This is a genomic window from Sphingomonas sp., assembly GCF_965200105.1.
Taxonomy (GTDB): domain Bacteria; phylum Pseudomonadota; class Alphaproteobacteria; order Sphingomonadales; family Sphingomonadaceae; genus Solisphingomonas.
This window is the reverse complement of record NZ_CBDATN010000002.1, coordinates 32416-57525: the sequence shown is the minus strand read 5'-3', so window position 1 is coordinate 57525 and position 25110 is coordinate 32416. Positions and strand designations below refer to the sequence as shown.

General features: G+C 71.1%; 26 protein-coding genes, 1 tRNA gene and 2 pseudogenes. 19 read left to right on the top strand and 10 right to left on the bottom strand.

Annotated features, from left to right (window positions below):
* Positions 1-56: 56 nt before the first annotated feature.
* Positions 57-719 (top strand): phosphoglycolate phosphatase, encoded by a 663-nt coding sequence (gph, locus tag ACOFKX_RS01425; protein ID WP_419825322.1) that lies wholly within the window; start codon positions 57-59, stop codon positions 717-719.
* On the opposite strand, the gene ACOFKX_RS01420 is transcribed toward gph, so the two are convergent.
* From ACOFKX_RS01420 to ACOFKX_RS01405, 4 genes are read right to left on the bottom strand one after another with little or no spacing between them, the layout of a single operon-like run.
* Positions 694-1722 (bottom strand): nucleotidyltransferase family protein, encoded by a 1029-nt coding sequence (locus ACOFKX_RS01420; RefSeq protein WP_419825321.1) that lies wholly within the window; start codon positions 1720-1722, stop codon positions 694-696. The genes gph and ACOFKX_RS01420 overlap by 26 nt on opposite strands.
* Positions 1707-2546 carry an HprK-related kinase A gene (locus tag ACOFKX_RS01415; protein ID WP_419827309.1) on the bottom strand — a complete coding sequence of 280 codons (840 nt, stop codon included), beginning with the start codon at positions 2544-2546 and terminating at the stop codon, positions 1707-1709. The genes ACOFKX_RS01420 and ACOFKX_RS01415 overlap by 16 nt, the downstream gene beginning before the upstream one ends.
* Positions 2543-2830 carry an HPr-rel-A system PqqD family peptide chaperone gene (locus tag ACOFKX_RS01410; protein WP_419825320.1) on the bottom strand — a complete coding sequence of 96 codons (288 nt, stop codon included), beginning with the start codon at positions 2828-2830 and terminating at the stop codon, positions 2543-2545. The genes ACOFKX_RS01415 and ACOFKX_RS01410 overlap by 4 nt, the downstream gene beginning before the upstream one ends.
* A 7-nt stretch (positions 2831-2837) precedes the next feature.
* Entirely contained in the window at positions 2838-3245 is a 408-nt protein-coding gene (locus tag ACOFKX_RS01405) for a hypothetical protein (protein ID WP_419825319.1), read from the bottom strand.
* 137 nt (positions 3246-3382) lie between these two features.
* Here ACOFKX_RS01405 and ACOFKX_RS01400 point away from each other — a divergent pair, with 137 nt between their 5' ends.
* The 4 genes from ACOFKX_RS01400 to phoB all read left to right on the top strand — a co-directional run bounded on the left by ACOFKX_RS01400 (position 3383) and on the right by phoB (position 6998).
* A complete protein-coding gene (locus ACOFKX_RS01400; RefSeq protein WP_419825318.1) occupies positions 3383-4597 on the top strand; it encodes an ATP-binding protein in 1215 nt (404 codons plus the stop codon).
* A gap of 39 nt (positions 4598-4636) precedes the next feature.
* Complete coding sequence (locus ACOFKX_RS01395) at positions 4637-5542, top strand: PstS family phosphate ABC transporter substrate-binding protein (RefSeq protein ID WP_419825317.1); 906 nt, start codon at positions 4637-4639, stop codon at positions 5540-5542.
* A 63-nt stretch (positions 5543-5605) separates the two neighbouring features.
* Positions 5606-6307, top strand: a complete 702-nt coding sequence (gene phoU / locus ACOFKX_RS01390) for a phosphate signaling complex protein PhoU (protein WP_419825316.1) — start codon at positions 5606-5608, stop codon at positions 6305-6307.
* 1 nt (position 6308) lies between these two features.
* Positions 6309-6998 (top strand): phosphate regulon transcriptional regulator PhoB, encoded by a 690-nt coding sequence (gene phoB, locus ACOFKX_RS01385; RefSeq protein ID WP_419825315.1) that lies wholly within the window; start codon positions 6309-6311, stop codon positions 6996-6998.
* 3 nt (positions 6999-7001) lie between these two features.
* On the opposite strand, the gene ACOFKX_RS01380 is transcribed toward phoB, so the two are convergent.
* Both ACOFKX_RS01380 and ACOFKX_RS01375 read right to left on the bottom strand, forming a co-directional pair.
* Entirely contained in the window at positions 7002-7796 is a 795-nt protein-coding gene (locus tag ACOFKX_RS01380) for a transporter (RefSeq protein WP_419825314.1), read from the bottom strand.
* Positions 7797-7856: 60 nt separating this feature from the next.
* Positions 7857-8501 (bottom strand): RBBP9/YdeN family alpha/beta hydrolase, encoded by a 645-nt coding sequence (locus ACOFKX_RS01375; RefSeq protein ID WP_419825312.1) that lies wholly within the window; start codon positions 8499-8501, stop codon positions 7857-7859.
* A gap of 161 nt (positions 8502-8662) precedes the next feature.
* Here ACOFKX_RS01375 and ACOFKX_RS01370 point away from each other — a divergent pair, with 161 nt between their 5' ends.
* The 9 genes and pseudogenes from ACOFKX_RS01370 to ACOFKX_RS01330 all read left to right on the top strand — a co-directional run bounded on the left by ACOFKX_RS01370 (position 8663) and on the right by ACOFKX_RS01330 (position 14957).
* The gene (locus ACOFKX_RS01370) at positions 8663-8932 is read left to right on the top strand and encodes a hypothetical protein (protein ID WP_419825311.1); all 270 of its coding nucleotides are present in this window, start codon (positions 8663-8665) and stop codon (positions 8930-8932) included.
* Positions 8933-8941: 9 nt separating this feature from the next.
* Positions 8942-9856: an XdhC family protein gene (locus ACOFKX_RS01365; RefSeq protein WP_419825310.1), complete on the top strand. Its 915-nt coding sequence runs from the start codon at positions 8942-8944 to the stop codon at positions 9854-9856.
* Between the two features lie 17 nt (positions 9857-9873).
* A complete protein-coding gene (gene cysS, locus ACOFKX_RS01360; RefSeq protein ID WP_419825309.1) occupies positions 9874-11394 on the top strand; it encodes a cysteine--tRNA ligase in 1521 nt (506 codons plus the stop codon).
* A complete protein-coding gene (gene wecB / locus ACOFKX_RS01355) occupies positions 11370-12527 on the top strand; it encodes a non-hydrolyzing UDP-N-acetylglucosamine 2-epimerase (protein ID WP_419825308.1) in 1158 nt (385 codons plus the stop codon). Before cysS ends, wecB begins: the two co-directional genes overlap by 25 nt.
* Positions 12528-12560: 33 nt before the next feature.
* A complete protein-coding gene (locus ACOFKX_RS01350) occupies positions 12561-13934 on the top strand; it encodes a class II 3-deoxy-7-phosphoheptulonate synthase (protein WP_419825307.1) in 1374 nt (457 codons plus the stop codon).
* Between the two features lie 41 nt (positions 13935-13975).
* Positions 13976-14051 (top strand) — tRNA-Glu (locus ACOFKX_RS01345).
* 342 nt (positions 14052-14393) lie between these two features.
* Positions 14394-14471, top strand: a pseudogene (locus tag ACOFKX_RS01340) (hypothetical protein); the annotation flags it as partial.
* Positions 14472-14484: 13 nt separating this feature from the next.
* Positions 14485-14614 (top strand): annotated as a pseudogene (locus tag ACOFKX_RS01335) (IS3 family transposase); the annotation flags it as partial.
* A gap of 202 nt (positions 14615-14816) precedes the next feature.
* Positions 14817-14957, top strand: a complete 141-nt coding sequence (locus ACOFKX_RS01330) for a hypothetical protein (RefSeq protein WP_419825306.1) — start codon at positions 14817-14819, stop codon at positions 14955-14957.
* Here ACOFKX_RS01330 and ACOFKX_RS01325 read toward each other — a convergent pair.
* Genes ACOFKX_RS01325 through ACOFKX_RS01315 form a run of 3 tightly spaced genes read right to left on the bottom strand, consistent with a single transcriptional unit; the run spans position 14935 to position 18328 of the window.
* A complete protein-coding gene (locus tag ACOFKX_RS01325) occupies positions 14935-16350 on the bottom strand; it encodes a lipopolysaccharide biosynthesis protein (protein ID WP_419825305.1) in 1416 nt (471 codons plus the stop codon). The genes ACOFKX_RS01330 and ACOFKX_RS01325 overlap by 23 nt on opposite strands.
* A gap of 56 nt (positions 16351-16406) precedes the next feature.
* Positions 16407-16847, bottom strand: a complete 441-nt coding sequence (locus ACOFKX_RS01320) for a DNA polymerase III subunit chi (protein ID WP_419825304.1) — start codon at positions 16845-16847, stop codon at positions 16407-16409.
* A gap of 14 nt (positions 16848-16861) precedes the next feature.
* The gene (locus ACOFKX_RS01315) at positions 16862-18328 is read right to left on the bottom strand and encodes a leucyl aminopeptidase (protein WP_419825303.1); all 1467 of its coding nucleotides are present in this window, start codon (positions 18326-18328) and stop codon (positions 16862-16864) included.
* A 187-nt stretch (positions 18329-18515) separates the two neighbouring features.
* Here ACOFKX_RS01315 and ACOFKX_RS01310 point away from each other — a divergent pair, with 187 nt between their 5' ends.
* From ACOFKX_RS01310 to ACOFKX_RS01290, 5 genes are all read left to right on the top strand, one after another.
* Positions 18516-20795, top strand: coding sequence for an LPS-assembly protein LptD (locus ACOFKX_RS01310; protein ID WP_419825302.1), 2280 nt, complete (start codon positions 18516-18518; stop codon positions 20793-20795).
* 93 nt (positions 20796-20888) lie between these two features.
* On the top strand, positions 20889-22268 hold the full coding sequence (locus ACOFKX_RS01305; protein ID WP_419825301.1) for a peptidylprolyl isomerase: 1380 nt from the start codon (positions 20889-20891) through the stop codon (positions 22266-22268).
* Positions 22265-23287: a 4-hydroxythreonine-4-phosphate dehydrogenase PdxA gene (gene pdxA / locus ACOFKX_RS01300; RefSeq protein ID WP_419825300.1), complete on the top strand. Its 1023-nt coding sequence runs from the start codon at positions 22265-22267 to the stop codon at positions 23285-23287. The genes ACOFKX_RS01305 and pdxA overlap by 4 nt, the downstream gene beginning before the upstream one ends.
* Positions 23288-23309: 22 nt before the next feature.
* Positions 23310-24149 (top strand): 16S rRNA (adenine(1518)-N(6)/adenine(1519)-N(6))-dimethyltransferase RsmA, encoded by an 840-nt coding sequence (gene rsmA / locus ACOFKX_RS01295; RefSeq protein ID WP_419825299.1) that lies wholly within the window; start codon positions 23310-23312, stop codon positions 24147-24149.
* Positions 24150-24224: 75 nt separating this feature from the next.
* Positions 24225-24542, top strand: coding sequence for a hypothetical protein (locus ACOFKX_RS01290; RefSeq protein ID WP_419825298.1), 318 nt, complete (start codon positions 24225-24227; stop codon positions 24540-24542).
* Positions 24543-24569: 27 nt separating this feature from the next.
* Here ACOFKX_RS01290 and ACOFKX_RS01285 read toward each other — a convergent pair whose 3' ends face one another.
* Positions 24570-25103 carry a tetratricopeptide repeat protein gene (locus ACOFKX_RS01285; RefSeq protein WP_419825297.1) on the bottom strand — a complete coding sequence of 178 codons (534 nt, stop codon included), beginning with the start codon at positions 25101-25103 and terminating at the stop codon, positions 24570-24572.
* Between the last annotated feature and the right edge of the window lie 7 nt (positions 25104-25110).

The window sequence follows — 25110 nt, the reverse complement described above, 5'->3', positions numbered from 1 at the left end:
CGCGGATGCCACGGCGCGCTTGCCGTTTCCAGCGCCGTTCGCCACTCGGGTGGGCGATGACTCGCCTGCGCTTCCGCACCGTCGTCTTCGATCTCGACGGCACGCTCGCCGACACCGCGCCGGACCTGACCGACGCGCTTAATCACGCGCTAGGCGTGCTCGGCCGCCCCGCGGTGCCGGCCAACGACGTTCGCGCGATGGTCGGCCACGGCGCGCGCGCGCTGCTCCGCAAAGGGCTGGCGGCGACCGGCGGCGGCGACGAGACGATGGTGGAGGAAGGCTTCCCGATCTTCCTCGACTGGTATGAGGCGCACATCGCCGATCGCTCGCGTCCCTTTCCCGGTGTCGAGGCGGCGCTCGACGCGCTCGCGGCGGACGGCGTGGCGTTGGCCGTGTGTACCAACAAGCTGGAGGAGTTGGCGCGCCGGTTCGTGTCAGCGATCGGCTGGGAAGACCGCTTCGCCGCGATCGTCGGCGGCGACACGCTGCCGGTGAGGAAGCCCGATCCCGCCCCACTGCTCGCCGCGATCGAGGCGGCCGGCGGTGGACCGGCGGCGTTCGTCGGCGACTCCATCACGGACACAGATACCGCGCGCGCGGCGGGCGTGCCGTGCGTGGCGCTCAGCTTCGGCTTCTCCGACCGGCCGCCGGAAGCATTATGCGCGGATCGGCTTATCGATCACTGGGACGAACTCATCCCCGCCCTCGCCACGCTTTGACGAGAAGATGCCGCGCGAGCAGGTGCGGCGGCATCCGCAGCCAATGCGAGCGGACGTAGAAGGCCAATCGGGTGACCGGACGCGTCTGCCGACCCCAACCGTCGCGCGCGAGCAGGCGGCGACGATAGACGGCGTCGTTCGGATGGCGCCGATGCGGGGCGGCGGGCACCGGCGTGGCGTACAGGTCTGCGGCGAGGCGCAGGGCGCGGCCGACCGCATCCACCAACCCGTGGAGCCGGGCGCGCGCGCCGAGCTTGGTCCAGAAGTCCGCATCGTCGTCGGCGAACTCGCGGCACAGCCGGTCGATGTCCCACAGGTTGCGCAAGCCCCCCGCGAGATCGCCGTCGGCGAACAGGTGGGCTGCGGCATGCACCACCATGTCGGCGGGCGAGAGCACCGCCAGGCCGTTGCCGAGCGGCACCGCACTGGCGATCAGCGCGGCGGCATCCGGGGTCGGACGCGCGGTCGTGGGAAGGATGGTATGATGCACGTCGATCATGCGATCCCGTGCGCGGTGGATCAACGGCGGCAGCTCGTGCATCCAGCGGCGGTAGTATTCATCGTCATAGGCGTCGGCCTTCACCGGCTCCCATCCTGCCGCGCGCAGGGCCGCCTCCGCCGCGTCGAGCGCGGCGCGCGGTACGAGTATGTCGAGGTCGCCAATCGCGCGCCCCCGTCCGGCGTCGAGGCCGGCGGCGGCGAAAGCGGTGCCCTTGAGGAGGACCACCGGACAGCCGAGCGGCACCAGCGCGCGCCGCGCCATCTCCGCTTCCCACAGCGCGCCGCGGCGCTCGTGGGCGGCGCCGGCATCCGCGTCGTCGAGGATCGCCGCCACTTCCGCAGGTGCGCTGCGCCGATCGAGGCGGGTCGCGAGCGCCCCCATCAACCGCTCCGCGCGCGCGGCGGTCAGCAGGCTGGTCCATCCTTCGCGATCGAGCGTATGGGTCGTTGATGGATCGCGGAGCGCCGCCACGAGCGCGAGCGCGCTCACGCTTCCGACCATAGCCGCTCGACGAGCCGCAGCCCGGAGCTGCCGTCCGGGTAGTCGACGGCGACGGCCGGTACGCTCGCCACCAGCCTCGTCAGCGCGATGAACCCGGCCTCGCCGAGCGCGACATAGTTGGTCGATGCCTGCGTCAGCCGCACGAACGTCTCGCTGGGCGGCACCGGCGCCAGCGCTTGCGGATAGCCGAACCGCGGGAACAGCAGCAACGCGGGCGGTGCCGCCTCCCCCATCCGCGCGAGCGCCGAGGCGGGCGGGCGGCGATAGCCGATGCGGCCCTTGGGCGTACCCTCCAGCACCGGGCCGTCCGCGCCGACCGCAGCGATACTCTCGTTCTTCAGGCTGGCGGGGCGAGGGAACGGGTGAACGCGACCGTCGTCGAGCCCCACGAACGCGAACTCGTCGGCGAGGAAGCGCCATCCCGCCTCCGCCAGCATCACCGACAGCGTCGACTTGCCCGAGCCGGACGCACCCGTCATCAGCAGCACGCGCCCGTCCCGCTCCACCGCCGAGGCGTGGAGCAGCAGGTGACGCCGCCAGCCGAGCGCAACCTGGAGGTTCATCCCCATCTCGGCGGTAAGCAACCCGTGCGCGAGCGGCAGGGGCAGCGCGTCGGGCAGCCAATAGTCGCCCGCGATCGCCACCGATGGGCGCAGCCAGCGCCGCCACGGCCGTGTCGGCTCCAACCGGACGGTGAGATCAGGCACGCCGTCCAGCGGCGGATAATCGCGGTAGAGGCGCGAGAGCGCGCGCACGGGCGAGCGCCAAGCCGATCCGATGCGAAAGCCCACAGGCCCGACGCGCACGCCGAACTCGTGCATCAGACGCGCCGGACGAGCCCGGCTTCCTCCAGTTCGCCGAGGCGGGCGGCAATCGCCTCAGGGTTCGCGTCGCCAATGTCGAAGCGATCCGCCAACCGGCGCAGCAGCTCGCCGGCGTCGGCCGGTGCTTGGACCAGCGCGTCGAGCAGCTCGGGCGACGGAGCCGCCAGCAGGTGCGTCGCGCCGGATGGCCGGTGATAAATCGCGACGAGCGCGTCGAGGTTCACCGTGATCCGATGCTCGGGCGGATCGGCGGCGAAGCGCGCCTCGGCCACGGGATCGGGCATCGCGCGATCAGGGGCGCGGCGTCTGCAGCGAGGCGTAGCAGGTGAAGCCGCTGGTGCCGTGCTGGAGCCGGCGGATATAGTTGACATACGCCTCGCGCGCCTGCGGATCGAAGCCCGGCGGCGAGGCGCCCTGCATCATCGCCTTGGCCTCCTGGCCGGTCACGGGGCGCGGCGCGGGTGCAAAGGAGCCGGCGGTCTGCGCCGGCACGAGCTTGCCGTCCGCCGCGATGTGCTGGCTGCCGTGCGGCGGATCGGGGATCGGTATCTTGCAGTTCAGCACCGATCCCGCCGTCTGCGCGAGCGCCGGGCGGATGGTGACGACCGTGGACGCCGCCGCCGCGCCCAGCATCAGCACGCGGCGGCGCGGCGCGGCCGTATCGCCACCCGTGCCGGCGCCTTCCGCCGGCGAAGCCATCCTGTCATCTTCCCGCGCCATGACACCCCCGGCTATGCGCTATCGCGGACCTCCATATTCGCAAAAGCGTCGGCCGGGTAAGCGGAATATGGCGGACCAGATGGCGCGAGGGATGCAAAGCGGGACGATCGCGGGCGATGCGTAGCCCCGGTCTCGCGATCGCGGGCGCGACGCTCGTGCTGGTGGCGGGGTTGCTCGCGATGCTGGCGCGCGCCGATGCCCTCGCCCTGACGCTCGGCGTGTTCGGCGGCATCGGCGCGGCGTCCACAATCGTCGGCTTGCGTCATCAGGAGCTCGCGCCGACGCCCGAGCCGCCCGCCGCGTTCAATCCCACGCCCGGCCTCGACGCGCTGATCGGGGCCGTCGCCGATCCCCTGCTGATCGTGGAGGACGGCCGCGTCCTCCACGCCAACGCCGCCGCCACCACACTGCTCGGCCCCCATATCATCGACGAGGACGTGCGGCTGGCGATCCGCCACCCCGCCGCCGCCGACCTGTTCGCGCGCAACGGCGCGACCGATCGCGCGAGCGTGGATCTTGCCGGCATCGGGGAGCCAGGGCGGCACTGGACGCTCAGCGTGCGCGATCTGCCGGGCGATCACCGGCTCGTCCGCCTCGTCGACCGCACCGAGCATCGCGACGCCGAGCGGATGCGTGTCGATTTCGTCGCCAATGCCAGCCACGAGCTGCGCACTCCGCTCGCCAGCCTGATCGGTTTCATCGAGACGCTGGAGGATGCCGACCGCCCCGAGGACGCGCCCGTCCGCGCGCGCTTCCTCGGGATCATGGCCGGCGAGGCGCGACGGATGCAGCGGCTGGTCGATGATCTGATCTCGCTGTCGCGGATCGAGGGCGATCGCCACCGGGCACCCGCCGATGCGGTGGCGCTGGAGGCAGTAGTGCGCGAGGTCGCCGACATGGCGGGCGACGCGGGACGCGATCGCATCGTGATCAAGGTGGACGACGGCGTGCCGCCGATCGCGGGCGATCGCGCGCAGATATCGCAGCTTGTCAGCAACCTCGTCGGCAACGCCCTGAAATATGGCGATCCGGCGAGACCGGTGCGCGTGTCGCTCTCCAGGCACCGCGATACGATGGTGCGGCTCGTCGTCGCCGACGAGGGCGAGGGTATCGAGGCGCGTCACCTGCCCCGCCTTACGGAGCGCTTCTACCGCGCCGATCCGAGCCGCAGCCGTGCCGGCGGCGGCACCGGGCTCGGTCTCGCCATCGTCAAGCATATCGTCGAACGGCATCGCGGCCGCCTCGACATCGCCAGCACGCGTGGCATCGGCACCTGCGTGACGGTGCTGCTGCCCGTGGCGCGCGATATCGCGCGGGGCGACGCTGCCTGAGGCTGGGAGCGCGCACGCTCCGCGGCTATGGCGGCGGCGATGCGCCTCGCCCTGCTCTCCGTCCTGCTGCTCGCCGCCTGCTCCCGCGCGCCGGTGGCCGGACCGGGGCCTCACCAGATCCGCCTGGTCGGCGCGACTGCGGGACTTCCCTTCGCGGAGGATGTCGCGGAGCGCTTCACGCTGGCGGCCGCCGACTCGATCGCGCCGCTGGCGCAGGCGGACGGCAGCGCCAGCGGCATCGCGCGTTTCTGCGGCGGGCTCGGCGCGGCGCACCCGGATCTCGTGATCGCCACGCGCCCGCTGAGCGCGGCGGAGCGGCGTGGCTGCGCGATCTACGGCGTGGCACGGATCGCGCAGATCCGCTTCGGGTGGAGCGCGCTGACGATCGTCGCGCGCACCGGAGAGGGGCCGCCCGTGCTCACGCGCGCGCAGCTCGCCGCGGCCGTCTCCGGGCCGGCGGCGCGCTGGTCCGACATCGACGTGGGACTCGCTCCTGCTTCCATCGCGCTCTACGGGCCGGCGGCGCGCACGATCTCCGGCGATGGGCTCGCCCTGCCTGCGAGAACGCGCGGCGACGGCGGCTACCACCCGCTCGGCGCCGATGCGGAACTCGTCGCGACGACGGTCGCCCGGACACCGGGTGCCATCGGCCTGGTCCCGTTCGCCTACGCCACGCGCGAGGGGCTGCGCGTCGTTCCCGTGGACGGCGTGACGCCTACCGCCGAGACCATCGCCTCCGGTCGCTACCCGCTCCGCATCCCGCTGTTCCTGATGGTTAAGGCGGGCGAGGCGCGCAGCGTTCCAGGAATGGCGGCGCTGCTGCGGTTGTTCGCCGCTTCGATCGATCCAGGCGGGGCGTTCGCGCGCGCTGGCCTGGTACCGCTGGGCGGATCGAAGCGCGCCACGGCGAAGCGCGCGCTCGCCTCGATCGCGGGTGCCGCCTAATTGTAACATTCACGATGCTAAGGCGCCCGCACGGGCTGCGCGAAGGCTCCGGGAGGGTGTGACATGGCGACGACCGGCCATACGGTGAAGGCGTTTGACGCGGATCTCGGCCAGATCCGGGGCCTGGTGTCCGAGATGGGCGGTCGCGCCGAAGCCGCGATCGGCGGCAGCATCCAGGCGCTCTCCCAGCTCGATATAGAGGAGGCCGCGCGCATCGTCGAGGATGATCGCCGCATCGACGAGCTGGAAGCCGAGGTCGAGCGCCAGGTCGTGCGGCTGATCGCGCTACGCGCGCCGATGGCCGACGATCTTCGCGAAGTGGTCGCCGCGCTCAAGATTTCCGGCGTCGTCGAGCGTATCGGCGATTACGCCAAGAACATCGCCAAACGCGTGCCGCTGCTGGCCGAGCTGCGCGGCGCCGAGCCGCTGGCGATTCTGCCGGCGATGGCGCGGGCCGTATCGGACCTCGTGCGCGCCGCGCTCGACGCCTACGCCGCCCGCGACGCAGAAGCCGCGATCGAGGTGTGCCGCGCCGACAAGCAGATCGACGATCTCTACGACACGCTGTTCCGCTCGCTGCTCACCTACATGATGGAGAGCCCGGCCGAGATCACCCCGTCCGCCCACCTGCTCTTCATCGCCAAGAACCTTGAGCGGATCGGCGATCACGCCACGAACGTCGCCGAGATGGTCTACTTCGCGGCGACGGGCGAGCAGCTCGTCGAGCGGACGCGCGGCGCCGACCCGTACGCGCCGGCCGCCTGACGTGCCCGGCACCGTCCTGCTCGTCGAGGACGATGCGGCGCTCGCCGAACTCGTCGCCTTCCACCTCGAGCGCGAAGGCTACGCCGTCGAGCGTACCGCCGACGGCGACGAGGCGCTGGTGCTCGCCGCCGAGCACGCGCCCGACCTAGTGTTGCTCGATTGGATGATCGAAGGCACCTCGGGTATCGAGGTATGCCGGCGCCTGCGTCGGCGCGACGAGACCGCCAACGTGCCGATCATCATGCTGACCGCGCGCGGCGAGGAGGAGGATCGCGTGCGCGGCCTCGCCACCGGCGCGGACGACTATGTCACCAAGCCGTTCAGCCCGCGCGAGCTGGTGGCGCGCGTCGCGGCCGTGCTGCGCCGCGTACGTCCGGCGCTGGCCGGCGGTTCGCTCGCCTATGGCGGGATCGAAATGGATCTCGCCAGCCACCGCGTGCGCCGCGACGGCGACGGCGTCGCGCTCGGGCCTACCGAATTCCGGCTGCTCCGCCACTTCCTGGAGCATCCCGGCCGCGTCTTCTCGCGCGAGCGGCTGCTCGATTCAGTGTGGGGCCGCGAGGCGGATATCGAGCCGCGCACCGTCGACGTGCATATCCGCCGCCTGCGCAAGGCGATCAACGACGACGGCCGCCTGCCCGACATCATCCGGACGGTGCGTTCCGCGGGCTACGCGCTCGACGCGGGATAGCGCCTAGCGGAAGCGGTGGACGACGCCGAGGATCAGTTCGACGCGCGGCGTCTGGCGGTTGAGCCCTTTGTAGAGCGAGACATCGACCTGGCTGTCCTTTCCGACCTGGTAGGCGGCAAGCAGGTTGGCCGACGCGAGGGTTTGGTGCGCCTGTGGATCGTCGTCGCGCTGCACGAAGCCCTCGGCCACGAGCGACAGGTCGTCGGTGAGCTTGCGCTGAAGATCGAGCACGCCCGAATAAGCGAGATGGCGACCATGCTCGTCCTCGTCCGCCGCCGCGTCGAGCTCGGGATCCACCGTCAGCGACCATTTGTCGTCGAGTTCCGCGACAATCGGCGTCAGGATGCCCGCGCTCCAAGTCCCCGCGCCGATCGGCATGTGCCCTGTCGGCAGCGTGGCGAAAGGCTGGACGGCGATCGAAAGTCCACTGCCGTCCGGATCATAGAGGTTGCGGCGCAGGCCTAGCGTAACGTCGCCGACGCCGTGGCGGTGATCGACCGAGCCGTCCACCCGATCGCGGGTACGATCGACGCCATAGGCGGTCCAGCCCAGCCTGAGCTCGGCATGATCCGCGACGCCGTACCGGACGAGCGAATCGCCGACGAGCGTCTGGTCCTCCACCTCGTCGCTGGTGCGGGTGTGCGCGTAATCAATGAGGCCCGCTTCTACTTGCAGGGTTCCGGGATCAAGCGTGCAGGCTGGCGTGCTCTCGCCCGGACGATCGGGACAGAATTCGCGCGCGGCATGCGCTGCGCTCCCGAACGATACCAGCGCCGCCGCGACCGGCCAGATCCGCATGGCTTTTCCCCCGCCTGCCCGACCGCCGCGATGGCGGAGGGCGACGCGGGGTGCAAGGCGTCAGGCGGCGATCATCGCCTCCATCGTCGGCCGTGCGGGAGCAACGCCCTCGTCCATGCGATGGTCGCCGCGCGCGCAGACATGATCCAGCAGCCGATCGAGCACAGCCTGCCCGTCGGGCCAAGAACCCACCCCGGACTGGCTATTGATATGGCCAAGCGCGCCCGCATCGCAAAAGGCGGCGAGCCAATTGCCAGCCATCTCGCGCGATCGCGCGAAGCTCGACCAGGGATCGTCGCGCGAGGCGACGAGCACGGCCGGGAAGGGCAGCACCGTCCTCGGCACGGGCGCGAAGTCGGCGATGCGCGGATCGATAGCGACACGATCGAGATCCGGCGGCGCCACCAGCATCGCGCCCGCCACCGGTCGCGACGCCGCCTCTCCCGCCATACCCGCCCACCAGGCGACGAGATGGCAGGCGAGGCTGTGCGCGACCAGCACGACCGGACCGTCCGCCCGTGCGAGCACACGCTCCAGCCGCGAGATCCACTGGTTGCGCGACGGATTCGACCAGTTGCCGAGATCGACGCGCTCGATACCGGGGCGCTCGCGCTCCCACAGCGACTGCCAGTGCCTCGCGTCGCTGCCGTCCAGCCCCGGCAGCGTCAGGCAGGTGGGCGTGCGACTGAGCCGATCCTGGAACATGGCAACCTCCTCGCCTCTCCTGTGGCACACTCAAGCTATGCGCATGGACAGTCGAGTCCATGGCTAGGCCATTCATCTCGTCGCAAGGTTTGACCGCTTCGCTCCAGGCAAGAGTTTCGGGCACGACGAACCGTGTTGCGACTTGTTCGCGGCTCAGCAAGATGCCGGAGTACGCCTATGTCGATCGACTTGTGACGAACGTGGGCGATGGAGGTCGCTTCCTGCTCCACCTCTGGTTCGCCGCGACCCTCCGCGCGAACAGCGCACGCTCGCGCTGCTGCTCCAGCCCGGTGCGATCGGCGCTGCCTTCGAACGCGCTCCTCACCGCGTCGGCGCGGCTCGGCGAGGCGGGGCTGGAGGATGTGGCGATGCGTGCCGACGCGGCGCCCGCTACGTCCCGGTCGCCTTGCGGGAACGCCGCGCCGCGCTAGATCGGTCTCATGTCCGATATCGACCGTCTTCTCGCGCGCGCGACGGAGTGGCGCGATCAGCCGCTCGCGCTCGCCACCGTCACGCGGACCTGGGGCTCGGCGCCGCGCCCGCGCGGCAGCCATATGCTCGTCGCCGCCGATGGCCGTTTCGAAGGCTCTGTCTCGGGCGGGTGCGTCGAGGGCGAGGTGCTCGCCAACGCCGCGCAGGTGATCGCGGGCGGCGACGCCCGGCGCCTACGCTATGGCGTCGCCGACGCTGCTGCGTGGGAGGTGGGGCTTCCCTGCGGCGGCGAGATCGAGGTCATGGTCCAGCCGGTCGGCGAGCGCGGCTTCGCGCCCGCGCTGTTCGATCGCATCGCCGCCGGTCGCGCCGACGGTCGCGCGCTCGTCCTGACGACGGACGATGGGAGCGGCGTGACCGTCGAAGGTGCCGGCGAGGGCTTCGTCAACACCTATCGCCCTCCCCGCCGCATGCTCATCGTCGGCGCCGTCCAGATCGCACAGTCGCTCGCGACGCTTGCCAGCGAACTCGACTTCGGCGTGACGATCATCGACCCCCGCGCGCGCTTCCTGACCGAGGATCGCTTTCCGGGAACGACGCTCGACGATCGCTGGCCCGACGAGGCGGTGGTCGCCGCCCGTCCCGATCCGGCGACCGCCGTCGTGACGCTCAGCCACGACATCAAGATCGACGATCCCGCGCTCGCCGCCGCGCTGCGGTCCGAAGCAGGCTACATCGCCGCGCTCGGATCGCGCAAGAGCCACGCCGGGCGGCTGGCGCGGTTGGCCGCGATGGGCTTCGACAAGGCCGCGCTCGGCCGCATCGAGGGGCCGGCAGGCGTGCCGATCGGCGCGATCGGCGCCGCCGAGATCGCGCTGTCCGTGGCCGCGGGCGCGGTCCGGGCCTTCTCGGACCGGGGGTGACGAGGTAAGCGCCGGCGATGAGCACGGCCAAGCCCCTCACCCTCTACAACAGCCTGACGCGCGAGGCGGCACCGTTCCGGCCGATCGATCCGGACATGGTGCGGCTCTACTCCTGCGGCCCCACCGTCTACTCGGCTGCGCATCTCGGCAACCTGCGCGCCTACGTGTTCACCGACACGCTGCGCCGGACGCTCAACTGGAAAGGCTACGCCACCACGCACGTGGTCAACATCACCGACGTCGGTCACCTCACGTCGGACGCGGATGCCGGCGACGACAAGATGGAGCTGGCCGCACAGGCGGCCGGAGAGACGGCGTGGGAGGTGGCCGCCCGTTACACCGCCCTCTTCAAGGCGGACCTCAAGGCGTTGAACGTCCTCGATCCCTCGATCTGGTCGGTCGCGACCCATCATATCCAGGACATGATCGCCTTCGCTCGCGCGATCGAAAAGCACGGCGCCGCCTACGAGATTGCGGGCGGCCTGTATTTCGATACCTCCAAGGTGCCCGACTACGGCTTCCTCGCCCGCGCGGCGCCCGAAGGGCCGGAGGTCGGCCGCATCGGCGAGGTGCAGGGCAAGCGGCAGCCGCACGACTTCGCGATCTGGCGCCGTTCGCCGCCCGACGAGCGCCGGCAGATGGAGTGGCAGTCGCCCTGGGGCCCCGGCGCGCCGGGATGGCACCTCGAATGTTCGGTGATGAGCATGAAGTATCTCGGCCGCCGCTTCGACATCCACACCGGCGGGATCGATCACCGAGAGATCCACCACGTCAACGAGATCGCGCAGAACCAAGCCTTCACCTGCTCGGCCGACACCGGTGCGAACTGGTGGATGCACAACAACTTCCTCGTCGATCGCACGGGAAAGATGTCGAAGTCCAAGGGCGGCGTCGCGACGCTCGGCGCGCTCGTCGCGCGCGGCGTCCATCCGCTCGCCTACCGGCTGCTGTGCCTGTCCGCGCACTACCGCTCCGAGCTGGAATTCTCGCTCGACGCGGTGTCGGCGGCGCTGACCCGGCTGAAGCGGCTGGTCGGCACCGTCGCGAAGGCCGCGCCCGCCGACGCGGCGATCGACGGCTGGGCGGCCGAGCAGCGCTTCAGTCGCGGCGCCGCGCTCGATGTTTTCCGCGATCAGTCCGAGTGCGAACTGCCGCCGGCCGCCGCCGATCATGTCGATCGCTTCGACGCGGCGCTGGCCGACGACCTCAACACGCCCGTCGCGCTCACCGTCCTCGACGCGATGCTCGCAGACCGCCGGCTGGACGCGCGGGCGAAGCGTCGTTTGCTCGCGAGTTTCGACGCCGCACTCGGGCTTGACCTGCTGCGCACCGCGCGCGCGGACCTGTCGCTGCGTCCCGAGACGGCGTCGCTCGACGCTGGCGCGGTCGAGGCGCTGCTCGGCAACCGCCAGGCGGCGCGCGCCGCCAAGGATTTCGCGGCAGCGGACGCCGCGCGCGACCGGCTCGGTGCCGCCGGGGTCGAGATCATGGACGGGGACACGGTGCGCTGGGAATGGCGCCCGGCGCTCACCGACTGATGGAGGGTCGGCCGATCCGGCTGCTCAGCATCGTCGGCACGCGCCCCGAGGCCATCAAGATCGCGCCGATTGCGCTCGCCGCGACGGGCCGCGCGCGCATCGACCACCGCATCCTCGCCACCGGCCAGCACGGCGTGCTCTTCGACGAGGCGCTCGCCGCCTTCGGCCTTGCGGCCGACGAGCGGATCGAAGTCGCGCACGATAGCTGCCCCGACACCTATGCCACCCGCCTCAAGGCCGCGCTGGTCGCCCGGTTGGCGCAGGATCTCCCGGACATGGTGCTCGTCCAAGGCGACACCAGCACTGCGTTCGCCGGTGCCCGCGCCGCCGCGACGCTCGGCGTGCCGCTCGGCCATGTCGAGGCCGGGCTGCGATCGGGCGACCTCGCCGACCCGTGGCCCGAGGAGCGCAATCGTATCGCCATCGATCGGCTGGCGACCTTGCTCTTCGCGCCGAGCCCGGAGGCGGCCGCCAAACTGGCAGGCGAGCGTTGCGAGGGCGCCACGATCATCACCGGCAACACAGGCATCGACGCGCTGCTGTGGATGCGCGACCGCCTCGCCCTGCCCGAACGTGGGTGCCCCAGGCGTATCCTGGTGACCTGTCACCGTCGCGAGAGCTTCGGAAGCGGTGTCGAGGGCATCTGCGCGGCGGTGCTCGCGCTCGCCGATCGGGGCGACGTCGTGGTGACGTTTCCGGTCCACACCAACCCGGCGGTCGGCGACATGGTGCGCGCGCGCCTCGCAGATCATCCGGCGATCATGCTGACGTCCGGGCTGAGCTACCCGCACTGGGTGGCGGCGATGGCCTCCGCGCACCTGATCCTCACCGACAGCGGCGGCATCCAGGAGGAGGCGCCCGCGCTCGGCGTGCCGACGCTAGTGCTGCGCCACGTCACCGAGCGGCCGGAGGCGCTGGCCACGGGCAATCTCCGCCTCGTCGGCACCGATCGAGACGCGATCGTGGCGGCGGCGACGCGCATCCTCGACGACCCCGCCGACCATGCGGTGATGGCCCGTCCGAACTTCCCGTATGGAAAGGGTATCGCGGCGGCGCGCATCCTCCATCAGGTCGAAGAATATTTCGCGAAGTCACGCGTGAACGATCCTCCATTGCTATCGCGACCCGCTTGAACCAAGGCCTCCGACCGAGAAAGGATGGACGTCATGGTCACCTCCTGGGCACCCGACAGCTGGCGCGCGCACGAGGCGCGGCAACTTCCCGACTATCCTCATGCCGCCGTACTGGCGGACGTGGAGGCGCGGATCGCGCGTTTCCCGCCGCTCGTCTTCGCAGGCGAGGCGCGCGCGCTTACCGCGGAGCTGGCGACGGTCGCGGCGGGCAAGGGCTTCCTGCTGCAGGGCGGCGACTGCGCCGAGAGCTTCGCCGAGTTCCACCCGGACACCATCCGCGACACCTTCCGCGTCATCCTCCAGATGGCGGTGGTGCTCACCTATGCGTCCAAGCTGCCGGTGGTGAAGGTCGGCCGCATGGCGGGCCAGTTCGCCAAGCCGCGCTCCGCGCCGATGGAGGAGGTGGGCGGCGTCTCCCTGCCCTCCTATCGCGGCGACAACGTCAACGACATCGCGTTCACGCCCGAGAGCCGCATCCCCGACCCCGAGCGGATGGTGCGCGGCTACAACCAGTCCGCCGCCACGCTCAACCTGCTGCGCGCCTTCGCGCAAGGCGGCTATGCCAACCTTCTCCAAGTCCACCGCTGGACGCTGGATTTCATGGGGCGGTCGCCCTGGGCCGAGCGCTACCAAGCGCTGGCCGACCGGATCGGCGACGCGCTCGACTTCATGGCGGCGTGCGGGCTCGATCCCGAGACCGTGCCGCAGCTTCAGGGCACGCACTTCTACACGAGCCACGAGGCGCTGCTGCTGCCCTACGAGCAGGCGTTGACCCGGCGCGATTCGCTGACCGGTGATTGGTATGATTGTTCGGCGCACATGGTCTGGATCGGCGACCGCACGCGCTTCGAAGGCTCGGCGCATGTCGAGTTCCTGCGCGGCATCGGCAACCCGATCGGCATCAAGTGCGGCCCCAGTCTAAATCCCGACACGCTGCTGCGACTGCTCGACACGATCGATCCCAAGCGCGTGCCGGGGCGCGTGACGCTCATTACCCGCTACGGGCACGACAAAGTCGAGCCGGGGCTGGCGCCGCTGGTGCGCGCGGTGAAGCGCGAAGGGCGGCTGCCGCTGTGGTCGTGCGATCCGATGCACGGCAACGTGGTCAAGTCGCCCGCCGGCTACAAGACGCGGCCGTTCGAGCGCATCCTCGCCGAGGTACGCGGGTTCTTCGCAGTGCACCGGGCCGAGGGCACGCATGGCGGCGGGATCCACATCGAGATGACAGGGCAGAACGTCACCGAATGCACCGGTGGCGCCATCGCCATCACCGATGAGGGTCTGGCGGCACGCTACCACACGCACTGCGATCCGCGTCTTAACGCCGGACAATCGCTGGAACTCGCCTTTCTGCTCGCCGACATGCTGAACGACGAGTTGCGGGAGCGTGAGCGCCACGCCGCTTGACGGAGTGGGGTGGCACCCATAGAGAGCGCCCTCTTCCGCACGGCCCCTTCGTCTAGCGGTCCAGGACGTCGCCCTCTCACGGCGAAAACACGGGTTCGATTCCCGTAGGGGTCACCAGCTTTATCGCCAGCTTAGAGTCGCCGGACCAGCCGGGGCGAGTGGATTACGGAAGCGGTTCGGTAATAAGCGCTCCTGAACGGCAGCGGAAAAGCGCGGAGGGCAGCGCTCGCGCGATCCGGCCGGTCCCTCGAACCAGCAGCTCGGCTAGGCGCGGGATCAGCCGCCAAGCTTATGTGATTTGGGCGAGGTTTCGGCACACCCTATGCGGTGAGCCCGCAGGACAAGTGTCTTAGGATCAATGTCGAAAGCAGTTCCAACAGTGACGTGCTCCCCTGAACTCCTCCAGCTTGAGCCAGAGTCCACTTTTGTAGGGAGAAGACCAGGTTCAGCGAGGAGCAGATCATCGCGGTTCTGCGTGAGCAGGAGGCCGGGATGAAGAGCGTCGACGTGTGCCGTAAGCACAGCATCAGCAGCGCGTTACCGTAGGGGGCCGAACCAGCGCTGGAGCCTCGATTTAGTCAGCGACACGCTGATCAGCGACCGGCGCATCCGCATCTGGCGGTGGTCGACGACTTACGCGGGAGTGCCTGGCGCTGGTGGTCGACACCGCCCCGAGAGGCACCATACCAGCCCCGAACTCCAGTCATGTCATGACCGGTAGAGCTTCTTGGAGCACGTCATGGCGCGCTGGGGGCCGGGAGGACCGATCGATAAGGTCGAGCCTCATGACTTCGCCGAGCTGATACGCACCGACCCGCTCGCGCGTGGCGCCCGATCGAGCGTCTCGCTAGGCTGGTGCCGCGCGACAGGGTGACAGCCGCGATGTCTCTGACGCTGCGCAGCCTTGCGTCCGACGGCAGCGCCGGCACCGACGCCGACCGTACCAGCAAGGCGGCGCTCGACATCTGGCTTGTGGTGCGAGCTGCCGTAGTGATTGGTTTCAGCCTGGATGCCGCCGCCTGAGCAGGCGCGCGACATCGAACGTGAGCCGCAGCCGCACCAGCGCGTTGGCGAGGATCAGCGCGACGGCGGCTGCGATCGCGCCGAAGACGGGGACGAGGACGGCTAGCAGCGCGTAATAGGCTCCCGCCCCGATCGCCCGTGCGCCGAGCACGCGCCCCGCCCGCCCGCTGGCGTTGAGGAAGGGCTCCAGCGCGAAGCCCGACACCTCGATCGCCGCCGCGATCGAGAAGGCGACGAGATAGGGGTAGGCGAAGCCGTAATCGTGCCCAGTGACGAGCCGCAGGATCGAGCGCCCCGCCAGCGCCACGACGATCACCGTCACCGCGCCCACCGCCGTCGCCGCCCAGGTAACGCGGCGCAGCACGATCGTGGCGGCGTCGCGCCGGCCCTCGTCCGCCACTAGCCGGGCGAATTCGGGGAAGAGAGCGCGCGCGACGAGCTGAACGGGCTTGGCGAGCGACTTGGCGAGCTTGGCGGCGAGCCGGAAGCCGCCCGCCGCCGCCGGCCCCGCGACGCCCCCCACCACCAGCGTGCCGACCTGGTTGAGCAGGCCCAGCGACGCCGACAGGTTGGTCTGGACGAGAAAGCGAAGCAGCCGCCCGTTCTCCACGACCGCCTGGCGGAAGGCGGCGCCGCCGAGCGCGAGGCGCGTGCCGCCGGCGGCGAAGGCGCAGCCCCAGGTCGCCGCCGCCTGCGCGATCGCGGCGCCCGCCCAGATAGCGAGGAAGCCCGGCAGCGTGGCGCCGAGCCACCACGCCAGCGCGGCACCGCCCAGCCTGATCGTCGGCCCCACCGCCTCGGCGTAGGTAAGGAGATCGAAGCGGTCGACGAGGCGCAGCACGCCGCTCGCCGCCGTGCCGGTGGAGAGGAGCAGCAGCGCCACGAACGCCGCCACCGCGCGGGTCGGGATCGTCGTCCAGCCGAGCCAGTGGCCAGCGAGGGGCAGCGCGACGACGCCGAGGCCCGCGCCAACCAAGGCCACCGCTAAGTCGAGCGCTGCGGCGACGCCGACCAATCGGGCGAGCGCGTCGCGGCGGCCGGCCTCGACATGCGGCACGCCATAGCGCACCACCGCCTGCCACGACTGGAAGGAGACGAGGTTGGCGATCGTCTGCCCGTAGGCGAGGATCAGCATGAACAACCCGAAGTCGCGCGGCCCGAGCGCACGCGCCGGCAGCGCCAGGTAGCCCAGGCTCGCGACGCCGAGGAAGCCGCGCCCGCCGAGCAGCCAGCCGACGTTGCGCGCCATGCGGCGGAAGACGACGCGGTGAGCGGGCTCCGCCCCCTCGTCCCGGGCGACGCCGGCCTCGAACGCGCCGAGATCGGCGGCGACGTCCGCCTCGGTGCCAGTGGGCAGGCCGGCGGGCGGCGGGCCGGATCGGGAGCCGTCCATCGCGGCGCTGTAGCAGCGGGGCGCGGGGGCGGAAACCTCCCGCCGGCCGCGCCTGCTCAGCCGGTCTTGCGCCAGCGGCCGCCTTCGTCCTGCGACCAGAAGTTGCGCGTCACGCCCTCGACTCGGCCGAGCCCGCGCCACGCCTCGCGCGCGGCGGGAACGGCCTCCTCCCCGAAGAGGTGGAACGCGCGATCGAAGTCGAGCGCGCCGTCGCGCCACGCGCCATCGGCCAGCGCGACGTGGCGGGCGCCGTTGGCGGGCGCCTCGCACGCTTGCGCGATCAGCACCGGCTGGTCCGCGCCGGGATCGCCGGCGGTGGCGCGGCCGTGCGGCAGGAAGCTCTCGGGCGAGACCGCCCATAGCGCGGCGTCGAGCTCCCCCGCCACCGCCTCCTCGGCGACCACCAGCAGCCGCCCGCCGCCCGCCAGTACGCGCCCGGCGATCGACGCCAGCACCGGCGCGACCGCTCCGCCAACCCTGTAGAAATCGACCTGCACGGGCCTCTCCCCGATCAGCCCTCCAGCGTGTCGGCGACGAAGCGATCGAGCAGCGCCACGCCGAACGCGGTCGCGCCCTTGTCCCACAGCGTGCCGGCCTTCGCCGCCCATACCATGCCGGCGATATCGAGATGCGCCCAGCGCACCCCCTCCTCGACGTAGCGCTTGAGGAATTGCGCGGCGGTGATCGATCCCGCCGGCCGCGGGCCGACATTCTTCATGTCGGCGATCGGGCTGTCGATCAGCTTGTCGTACGCGTCCGACATCGGGAAGCGCCACAGCCGGTCGCCCGCCGCCTCGCCTGCCGCGATCAAGTCGCCCGCCAAGCCGTCGTCGTTGGAGAACAGGCCGCCATACTCATGACCGAGGCTGACCACCATCGCGCCGGTGAGCGTGGCCAAGTCGACGACCGTCTTCACCTTGTGCGTGCGCTGCACCCACGTCATCGCGTCGGCGAGCACCAGCCGCCCCTCGGCGTCGGTGTTGATGACCTCCACCGTCTGCCCCGACATCGACGTCACCACGTCGCCGGGCCGCGTGGCGGCGCCGTCTGGCATGTTCTCGACGAGGCCGCACACGCCGATGACGTGCGCCTTCGCCTTACGCCGGGCGAGCGCGAGCATCGCACCGGCGACGGCGCCCGCACCGCCCATGTCCCACTTCATGTCCTCCATGCCGGCGGCGGGCTTGATCGAGATGCCGCCGGTGTCGAAGGTGACGCCCTTGCCGACGAAGGCGGTGGGCTCCGCACCCGATCCGCGCCAGCGCATCGCGAGCAGCCGGCCGGGCCGGGCCGAGCCCTGCGCCACCGCGAGCAGCGCGCCCATGCCGAGTGCGGCCATCGCGGCGGGATCGAGCACCTCGATCTCGACGCCGGCGGCCTCCAGCGGGCCGCGCACGCGCTCGACGAAGCTCTCGGGATAGATGATGTTGGCGGGCTCGGTGACGAGCTCGCGGGCGAGGAACACGCCTTCGGCCAGCGCGGCGCGGCGCGCGAAGTCCGCCTCCGCCTCGGCGCCGGCGTTGACGATCACCAGCTCCGTGAGGCCGGGCTTCTGGCGCGGCTTCTGCGTGGTGCGGTACTTGTCGTAGCGCCACGAGCGCAGCAGCGCGGCGTAGCCCAGCCGCGCGAGCTTCGCGCCCGCCTCTTGATGCCCGCCGGGATCGACCACGACGGTCGTCTCGCCCGAGGTGAGCAGCCGCGCGACGATCGCGCCGCCGGCCTTCTCGTAGCCCTTGTCGTCGCCGGCGCCCGTGCCGACGAGCAGCACGCGCGACGCGCCCTCCCCCGCCGCGACGTAGATCTCGGCCACGGACGCCGCCTCGCCCTCGAAACGCGCGGCGGCGGCCGCGCGCGCGGCGAAGGCGGCGGCGTCGCCCAGCGCGCCGAGCGCGCCCGGCTCGACCTTGCCCGAGGCGACGGGCACGACGAGAACGTGGGAACCGGCGGGACGCGCATCGGCGAAGCGGACGGAAAGCATCGGAGATGGCATCGGCGAGAACTGGCCTTTCTGGGGCGGCGACGGCCGCGACGAAGCGCCGCATATGGCCTCTCGCGTCCGCGTGCGCCACCCTGCCGCTTTCGCCGCCAACTTCTCCAGATTGCGGAGCGTCGCGACGGGTGCGATAGCGGCGGCGACAGGGATGCCGTAGGGCACCGGGGGACGAGTGAAGCTGGATTGCCCGAACGCCCGGCCGGCGGCCGGCCTGGTCGCGACCGCGCTGCCCCTCGTCCTCGCGCTCGCCCCCGCGCCCGCCGCGTCGCAGGCGGCCGCGGACGTCGCACGGCCCGCGTCAATCCCGGCTTTGTCGGTGTCCGACGCACCGCGCCCGCTTGCCGACAATGAAGTCGCCTTCACCGCGGACGCGATCGAGTACGACTATCAGGCCAAGCTCGTCACCGCGACGGGCGACGTCCGCATGATCCGGCAAGGCAACCGGCTGCGCGCCGACAGGGTGGTGTGGGACAGGCAGTCCGGCCGCGCGCACGCCAGCGGTCGGGTCGCGATCGAGAACCCCCAGGGCGACATCTCCTACGCCGACGAGGCCGAGCTCACCGATGACCTGAAGGACGGCGTCGCGCAGAACATGCTGCTGGTGCTGGAGAATGGCGGTCGCATGGCGGCCACTAAGGGCCGCCGCGAGGCCGGCGTCTACACGCTGGAGCGCGCTGCCTACTCGCCGTGCGACGTCACCACCGAGGGCGGCTGCCCCAAGCAGCCGCTATGGGAGATCACCGCCGAGCGCGTCGTCTACGATCCCGCGCGCCACCGCGTCTCCTACCGCGACGCGCGGCTGCGCTTCCTGGGCGTGCCGTTCGTTTGGCTGCCCGCCTTCTCGCATCCCGACGGCACCGGCGACGGCGGCAGCTCGGGCCTGCTGGTGCCGGACCTGAGCTACAATAGCCGCAACGGGCTGGAGGTCGCCACGCCCTATTACTGGCGGCTCGCGCCCAACCGCGACGCGACGATCACGCCGCACCTCTTCTCCGCCGTGGCCCCAATGCTGGAGGGGCAGTACCGCCAGCTGAGCGGCACCGGCGCCTTCCAGGTGCACGGCTACGCCACCTACAGCACGCGCGCGGTCAACGATCAGGCCAACGGCTCGCGCGCCTTCCGCGGTTATCTAGACGCCAGCGGCCGCTACCAGCTCGGCCCCGACTGGACGCTGAGCGGATCGGTGCGCGAGGTGACCGACAAGACCTTCCTGCGCCGCTATGACATTTCCGACGACGATCGGCTGCGTACCGTGCTCAAGGCCGAGCGGATCGACGACGACAGCTACCTGTCGATCGCTGGCTGGCGGTTCCGCACGCTGGTGCTGGGGCAGGATCAGAAGCGCCAGCCGATCGCGCTGCCGCTGATCGACTACCGGCGCCGCATCGGCGAGAGCCTGCTCGGCGGGACATTCACGCTCCAGGCCAACACGCTCGCCATCACCCGCGACGACGGGCAGGATACGCAGCGCGCCTTTGCGGGCGGCCAGTGGCAGAAGTGGCTGCTGACCGGTGGCGGCCAGATCGTCACCTTCACCGGTTACGCGCGCGGCGACCTCTACCACAGCGTCCACAACGACGAGACCACCACCGTCATCTATCGTGGCGATCGGGGTTGGGCGACGCGCGGCATCGCGGCGGTCGCGGCCGACGTGCGCTGGCCCTTCGTCGGCGAATTCCTGGGCGGCACGCAGCGGGTGACGCCGCGCGTGCAGCTCGTCGCGGGGCCGAAGACCAGGAACTTCGCCATCCCCAACGAGGACGCGCGCGCGATCGACCTCGAAGACTCGAACCTCTTCGCGCTCAACCGCTTCAACGGCTATGATCGCTGGGAAGGCGACACGCGTGCCACCTACGGGCTGGAATACGCGCTCGACCTGCCGCGCTTCGAGTGGCGCTCGGTGATCGGCCAGAGCTACCGCGTCGCCGGCCCCGGCGCGATCTTCCCGGACGGCACCGGGCTCAACGCCAACTGGTCCGACGTGGTCGGGCGCACGACGCTGCGCTACGGCAGCTTCGTCAGCATCATCCATCGCTACCGGCTGGACAAGGGCGATCTCGCCTTCCGCCGCAACGAGATCGACGCCACGCTGGGCACGGCCAAGACCTACCTGCTGATCGGCTACCTCGATCTTAACCGCCACATCAGCCCGACCATCGAGGATCTGCGCGATCACGAGGAGGTGCGCGTCGGCGCGCGCGTGTCGTTCCTCAGGCACTGGTCGTTCTTCGGTTCCTCCACCTTCGACCTCACCAACGCCAGGGACGAGCAGAACTTCCTGTCGTCCACCGCCAACGGCTTCGATCCGGTGCAGTCGCGCGCCGGCGTCGCCTACGAGGACGATTGCTTCCGCGCCTCGGTGCAGTACCGCCGCGACTTCGCCGCGTTCGGCGACGCGCGGCGCGGCAACACGGTGCAGTTCCAACTGGCCTTCAAGAACCTTGGCCGCTAAGCCCGGGTTCAGCATCCGGGTGCGACGGGGCGGGCACGGTCCGCGCATGGCCTGCGACGCGCACGCGCCGCGGACGGGAAGACAGAGGATATCGTGACCTTCGACTTCTCCACGCCGCGGCCGCGCCGCGCTCCAACCCGGCTGACATCGGCCCGGCTGATCGCCGCCCTGCTCTCGCTCGCGGTCGCGAGCCACGCCGTTGCCCAGGACGATGTCGCGCCCGCCGCCGACAACCCGCTCAACCTACCGACCGACGTGAAGATATTCGGCAAGTACGATCCTTACGTCCGCAAGGCCAATGCGATCGTCAACGGCTTCATCATCACCGACACCGACGTCGACCAGCGGCTGAACCTGGTGCTCGCCGCCAACAGCCAGACGACGCCTTCGGCCGACGAGACCGCCCAGCTCCGCCTCCAGGTACTGCGCAACCTGATCGACGAGACGCTGGAGATCCAGGAAGCCAAGGCCAACGACATCACCGTCGACCGCGACGCCATCGACCAGACCTTCGCGCGCGTGGCGACGCAGTTCAAGCAGACGCCGGACCAGTTCACCGCCTTCCTCAAGTCCAAGAACACGTCTGCCGCCTCGATGAAGCGTCAGATCGAGGGCGAACTCGCCTGGCAGCGCGTGCTGGGCCGCAAGGTGGAGCCGTTCGTGTCGGTGGGCGACGACGAGGTGAAGGGCGTCATCTCGCGCCTCAAGGCGTCGAAGGGCGCCAAGGAATATCATGTCGGCGAGATCTTCGTCTCCGCCACTCCCGAGACCGACGCGCAGGTCCACGCCAATGTTGACCGCGTGTTCGAGCAACTCAAGAAGGGTGGCAGCTTCGTCGCCTACGCTCGGCAATATTCCGAGGCCTCCACCGCGGCGGTGGGCGGCGATCTCGGCTGGGTGCGCGCCGAGCAGCTCCCACAGCCGATCGCGGGCATGGTGACGGACATGCAGCCCGGCCAGGTCTCCGCGCCGATCGCGGTGCCCGGCGGCTACTCAATCATCGCGGTGTCGGACCAGCGCCAGGTGCTGACCGCCGACCCGCGCGACGCGACGCTCAGCCTGAAGCAGATGGCGATCGCCTTCCCCAAGGGCACCGCGCAGGCGACCGCGGTGCCGCGCGTCTCCGCCTTCGCGGACGCGACTCACAAGATGGCGGGCTGTGGCGCGGTGAAGGACGTCGCCGCCCGCTTCGACGCCGCCGTCGTCGAGAATGACGACGTCCGCATCCGCGACCTGCCGGTCGCGCTCCAGCAGCAGATCGCGCAGCTCTCGATCGGCCAGGCGACCAATCCGTTCGGGTCGGTGGAGGACGGCATCCGCGTGCTGGTGGTGTGCGGCCGCGACGATCCCGAGGAGGCGCGCGCGCCTTCCTTCGACGCGATCTACAACCAGATGACCGAACAGCGCGTGAACCTGCGCGCGCGTCGCTACCTGCGCGATCTGCGCCGCGACGCGGTGATCGAGTACCGATGAGCGAGGCTCGCCCGGACGGTGCCGGCCCCGCCGCGCCGCTCGCGGTGTCGATGGGCGATCCGGCGGGGATCGGGCCCGAATGCATCGCGAAGGCGTGGGAACGGCGCGACGCAGAGGGGCTGCGCCCCTTCTTCGCGGTCGGCGATCCGCGCGCGATCGCCGCCGTGTGGCCGGGTCCGCTGGCGCGGATCGGCGACCCGGCGGAGGCGCACGGCCGCTTCGCCGACGCGCTGCCGATCCTGGAGGTGGAGGACGCCGGCGACATCGTGTCCGGCCACCCCAACATGCCCGGCGCGCGCTGCGCGATCATGGCGCTGGAGATGGCGGTGGGCCTCGCGCGATCGGGGGCGGCGGGCGGAGTCGTCACCGGCCCCGTCTCCAAGGGCGATCTCTACGCGATCGGCTTCACCCATCCCGGCCAGACCGAGTTCGTCGCCGAACGTTGCGGCGTGTCGCCCGGCAACGTCGCGATGATGTTGGCGGGGCCGAGCCTGCGCACCGTGTGCCTCACCGCGCACGTCGCGCTCGCCGATGTCTCCGCGCTGCTCTCCGTCGACGCGATCGTGGCCCGCGCGCGCGTGGTGGCGCGCGGGCTCCAGCGCGATTTCGGGATCGCGGCGCCGCGCCTCGCGATCGCGGGCTTCAACCCGCACGCCGGCGAGCATGGCGCGCTCGGGCGCGAGGAGGTGGAGGTGCTGATCCCGGCGGTGGAGCAGCTCCGCGAGGAGGGGCTCGACGTGGCCGGGCCGCTGGCGGCGGACACCATGTTCCATCCCCGCGCCCGCGCGCGCTACGACGCGGCGCTGTGCTGCTACCACGATCAGGCGCTGATCCCGCTGAAGACGCTGCACTTCGACGAGGGCGTCAACATCACGCTGGGGCTGCCGATTGTGCGCACCTCACCCGATCACGGCACCGCCTTCGAGATCGCCGGCATGAACCGCGCCCTGCCCGGCGCCACCGTCGCCGCGATCCGCATGGCGGCCGAGGCGGCGGAGCGGCGCTTGGCGGCGGCGTGACATCGGCCGACGATCGACCGGCGTGAGCGAGGCCGCGAGCGGCCTCGACGCGCTGCCGCCGCTGCGCGAGGTGATTGCCGCGCACGGGCTCGCCGCATCGAAAGCGCTCGGCCAGAACTTCCTCACCGACCCCCAGCTTCTCGACCGGATCGCGCGCGCGGCGGGCGATCTCGATGGGCAGCAGGTCTACGAGGTCGGTCCGGGTCCCGGCGGCCTCACCCGCGCGCTGCTCCGCGCCGGTGCGCGCGTGACGGCGGTGGAGCGCGACCGCCGCTGCCTGCCCGCGCTGGCGGAGATCGCCGCCGCCGCGCCCTGTCGGCTCGACGTAGTGGAGGGCGACGCACTCGCGCTCGACGAGCCGGCGCGGCTGGAACGCGGCGTCAGGATCGTGTCCAACCTGCCTTACAATGTCGGCACCGCGCTGCTCGTGCGCTGGCTGGAGGCCGACCCCTGGCCGCCCTGGTGGGCGTCCGCCACGCTGATGTTCCAGCGCGAGGTGGCGGATCGCATCGTCGCGCGACCCGGCTCCGGCGCTTACGGCCGGTTGTCGGTGCTGGCACAATGGCGGGCGGAGACGCGGATCGCGCTTCCCGTCCACCGCTCCGCCTTCGTGCCGCCGCCCAAGGTGATGTCGGCGGTGGTTCACCTGGTGCCGCACGCGGCGCCCGAGGGCGTCGGTCCGGGGCGGCTCTCGGCGATCACGGCCGCGGCGTTCGGCCAGCGCCGAAAGATGCTGCGCCAGAGCCTGAAGTCCATGCCGCACGCGCTCGACGCGCTCGCGACGCTCGGCATCGCGGCGGAGCGGCGGCCGGAAACGCTGATGGTCGAGGAGTTCGTGGCGCTCGCCGCCGCCCTGTCCTGAACCGCGGCTGCAAGGCCGGTTCCTCGCGCGTTCAGAGCACCGCGCCTAGTTCAGGCGACAGAAGGAGAGCGTAGCATGAAGATCCTACACCGCATCATGATCACCGCCGCCGGGATCGGCATCGCGGCCGGCGCCGCCCAGTCGCAGCCCGTCGACCAGCGCCATTACAATCAGGATCGCCGCATCGAGCACGGCCTGCGCACCGGCCAGCTCACCCCGCACGAGGCGCGGCGCATCGAGCGCCAGCAGCATTCGATCCATCGCCAGGAAACGCGGATGCGCTATCGCAACGGCGGCCACCTGAACGGCTACGACCGCGCCGTGCTCCAGCATCGCGAGGATCGCGCCAGCCGCCACATCTACCGGGCCAAGCACAACGGGCGGAACTGGTAGCACCGCCGCCAGACGGGTGGCGGCGCCTCAGTTCTTGGCGGGCGCCGCCGTCGTCTCCTGCCCCTTGGGCGGCACCTTGTCGCTAGCTTGCGCGGTCCGCACCGCGGGTGGCGGCCCCTTCGCGATCGCGGCGGCGAGCGAAGCGGATTGCGGGCACGGGCCCTTGCACAGCGTCTGGAGCCTGGCGAGGTTCGCCTTGGCGCGATCGACGGCGCCGCGCTGCACCAGCGCCTCGCCCTCGCCGCCGACCGCGCTCGGATCATTGGGATCGAGCTGGAGCGCGTCCTTATAGTAGCGGATCGCCTTGCCCGGCAGGCCTTGCGCCTGCGCGACGCGGCCGAGCGCCACGAAGGCGGCGCGGTTGCGCGGATCGGCGACGATCGCCGCCTCCAGTGCATCGTTGGCGGCCGCAGGGTTGCCCGCCGCCAGCGCACCCTCGCCCCGCCGCTGGAGAGCAGTGGAACGCGGCGCCACCTGATCATCCGGCTTCTGCCCGCTGCCGCCGCTCGATACCGCGAGCAGCGTCAGCGACAGGGCGGCGGCGGGAACGGCGAAACGCATGAATGTC

What these genes read in the sequence shown, in the direction of transcription:
- gph (WP_419825322.1), top strand. Translation starts at nt 57, where the DNA reads ATGACTCGCCTGCGCTTCCGCACCGTCGTCTTCGATCTCGACGGCACG.
- ACOFKX_RS01420 (WP_419825321.1), bottom strand. Translation starts at nt 1,722, where the DNA reads ATGGTCGGAAGCGTGAGCGCGCTCGCGCTCGTGGCGGCGCTCCGCGAT.
- ACOFKX_RS01410 (WP_419825320.1), bottom strand. Translation starts at nt 2,830, where the DNA reads ATGCCCGATCCCGTGGCCGAGGCGCGCTTCGCCGCCGATCCGCCCGAG.
- ACOFKX_RS01405 (WP_419825319.1), bottom strand. Translation starts at nt 3,245, where the DNA reads ATGGCTTCGCCGGCGGAAGGCGCCGGCACGGGTGGCGATACGGCCGCG.
- ACOFKX_RS01400 (WP_419825318.1), top strand. Translation starts at nt 3,383, where the DNA reads ATGCGTAGCCCCGGTCTCGCGATCGCGGGCGCGACGCTCGTGCTGGTG.
- ACOFKX_RS01395 (WP_419825317.1), top strand. Translation starts at nt 4,637, where the DNA reads ATGCGCCTCGCCCTGCTCTCCGTCCTGCTGCTCGCCGCCTGCTCCCGC.
- phoU (WP_419825316.1), top strand. Translation starts at nt 5,606, where the DNA reads ATGGCGACGACCGGCCATACGGTGAAGGCGTTTGACGCGGATCTCGGC.
- ACOFKX_RS01380 (WP_419825314.1), bottom strand. Translation starts at nt 7,796, where the DNA reads ATGCGGATCTGGCCGGTCGCGGCGGCGCTGGTATCGTTCGGGAGCGCA.
- ACOFKX_RS01375 (WP_419825312.1), bottom strand. Translation starts at nt 8,501, where the DNA reads ATGTTCCAGGATCGGCTCAGTCGCACGCCCACCTGCCTGACGCTGCCG.
- ACOFKX_RS01370 (WP_419825311.1), top strand. Translation starts at nt 8,663, where the DNA reads ATGCCGGAGTACGCCTATGTCGATCGACTTGTGACGAACGTGGGCGAT.
- ACOFKX_RS01365 (WP_419825310.1), top strand. Translation starts at nt 8,942, where the DNA reads ATGTCCGATATCGACCGTCTTCTCGCGCGCGCGACGGAGTGGCGCGAT.
- cysS (WP_419825309.1), top strand. Translation starts at nt 9,874, where the DNA reads ATGAGCACGGCCAAGCCCCTCACCCTCTACAACAGCCTGACGCGCGAG.
- wecB (WP_419825308.1), top strand. Translation starts at nt 11,370, where the DNA reads ATGGCGCCCGGCGCTCACCGACTGATGGAGGGTCGGCCGATCCGGCTG.
- ACOFKX_RS01350 (WP_419825307.1), top strand. Translation starts at nt 12,561, where the DNA reads ATGGTCACCTCCTGGGCACCCGACAGCTGGCGCGCGCACGAGGCGCGG.
- ACOFKX_RS01330 (WP_419825306.1), top strand. Translation starts at nt 14,817, where the DNA reads ATGTCTCTGACGCTGCGCAGCCTTGCGTCCGACGGCAGCGCCGGCACC.
- ACOFKX_RS01325 (WP_419825305.1), bottom strand. Translation starts at nt 16,350, where the DNA reads ATGGACGGCTCCCGATCCGGCCCGCCGCCCGCCGGCCTGCCCACTGGC.
- ACOFKX_RS01315 (WP_419825303.1), bottom strand. Translation starts at nt 18,328, where the DNA reads ATGCTTTCCGTCCGCTTCGCCGATGCGCGTCCCGCCGGTTCCCACGTT.
- pdxA (WP_419825300.1), top strand. Translation starts at nt 22,265, where the DNA reads ATGAGCGAGGCTCGCCCGGACGGTGCCGGCCCCGCCGCGCCGCTCGCG.
- ACOFKX_RS01290 (WP_419825298.1), top strand. Translation starts at nt 24,225, where the DNA reads ATGAAGATCCTACACCGCATCATGATCACCGCCGCCGGGATCGGCATC.
- ACOFKX_RS01285 (WP_419825297.1), bottom strand. Translation starts at nt 25,103, where the DNA reads ATGCGTTTCGCCGTTCCCGCCGCCGCCCTGTCGCTGACGCTGCTCGCG.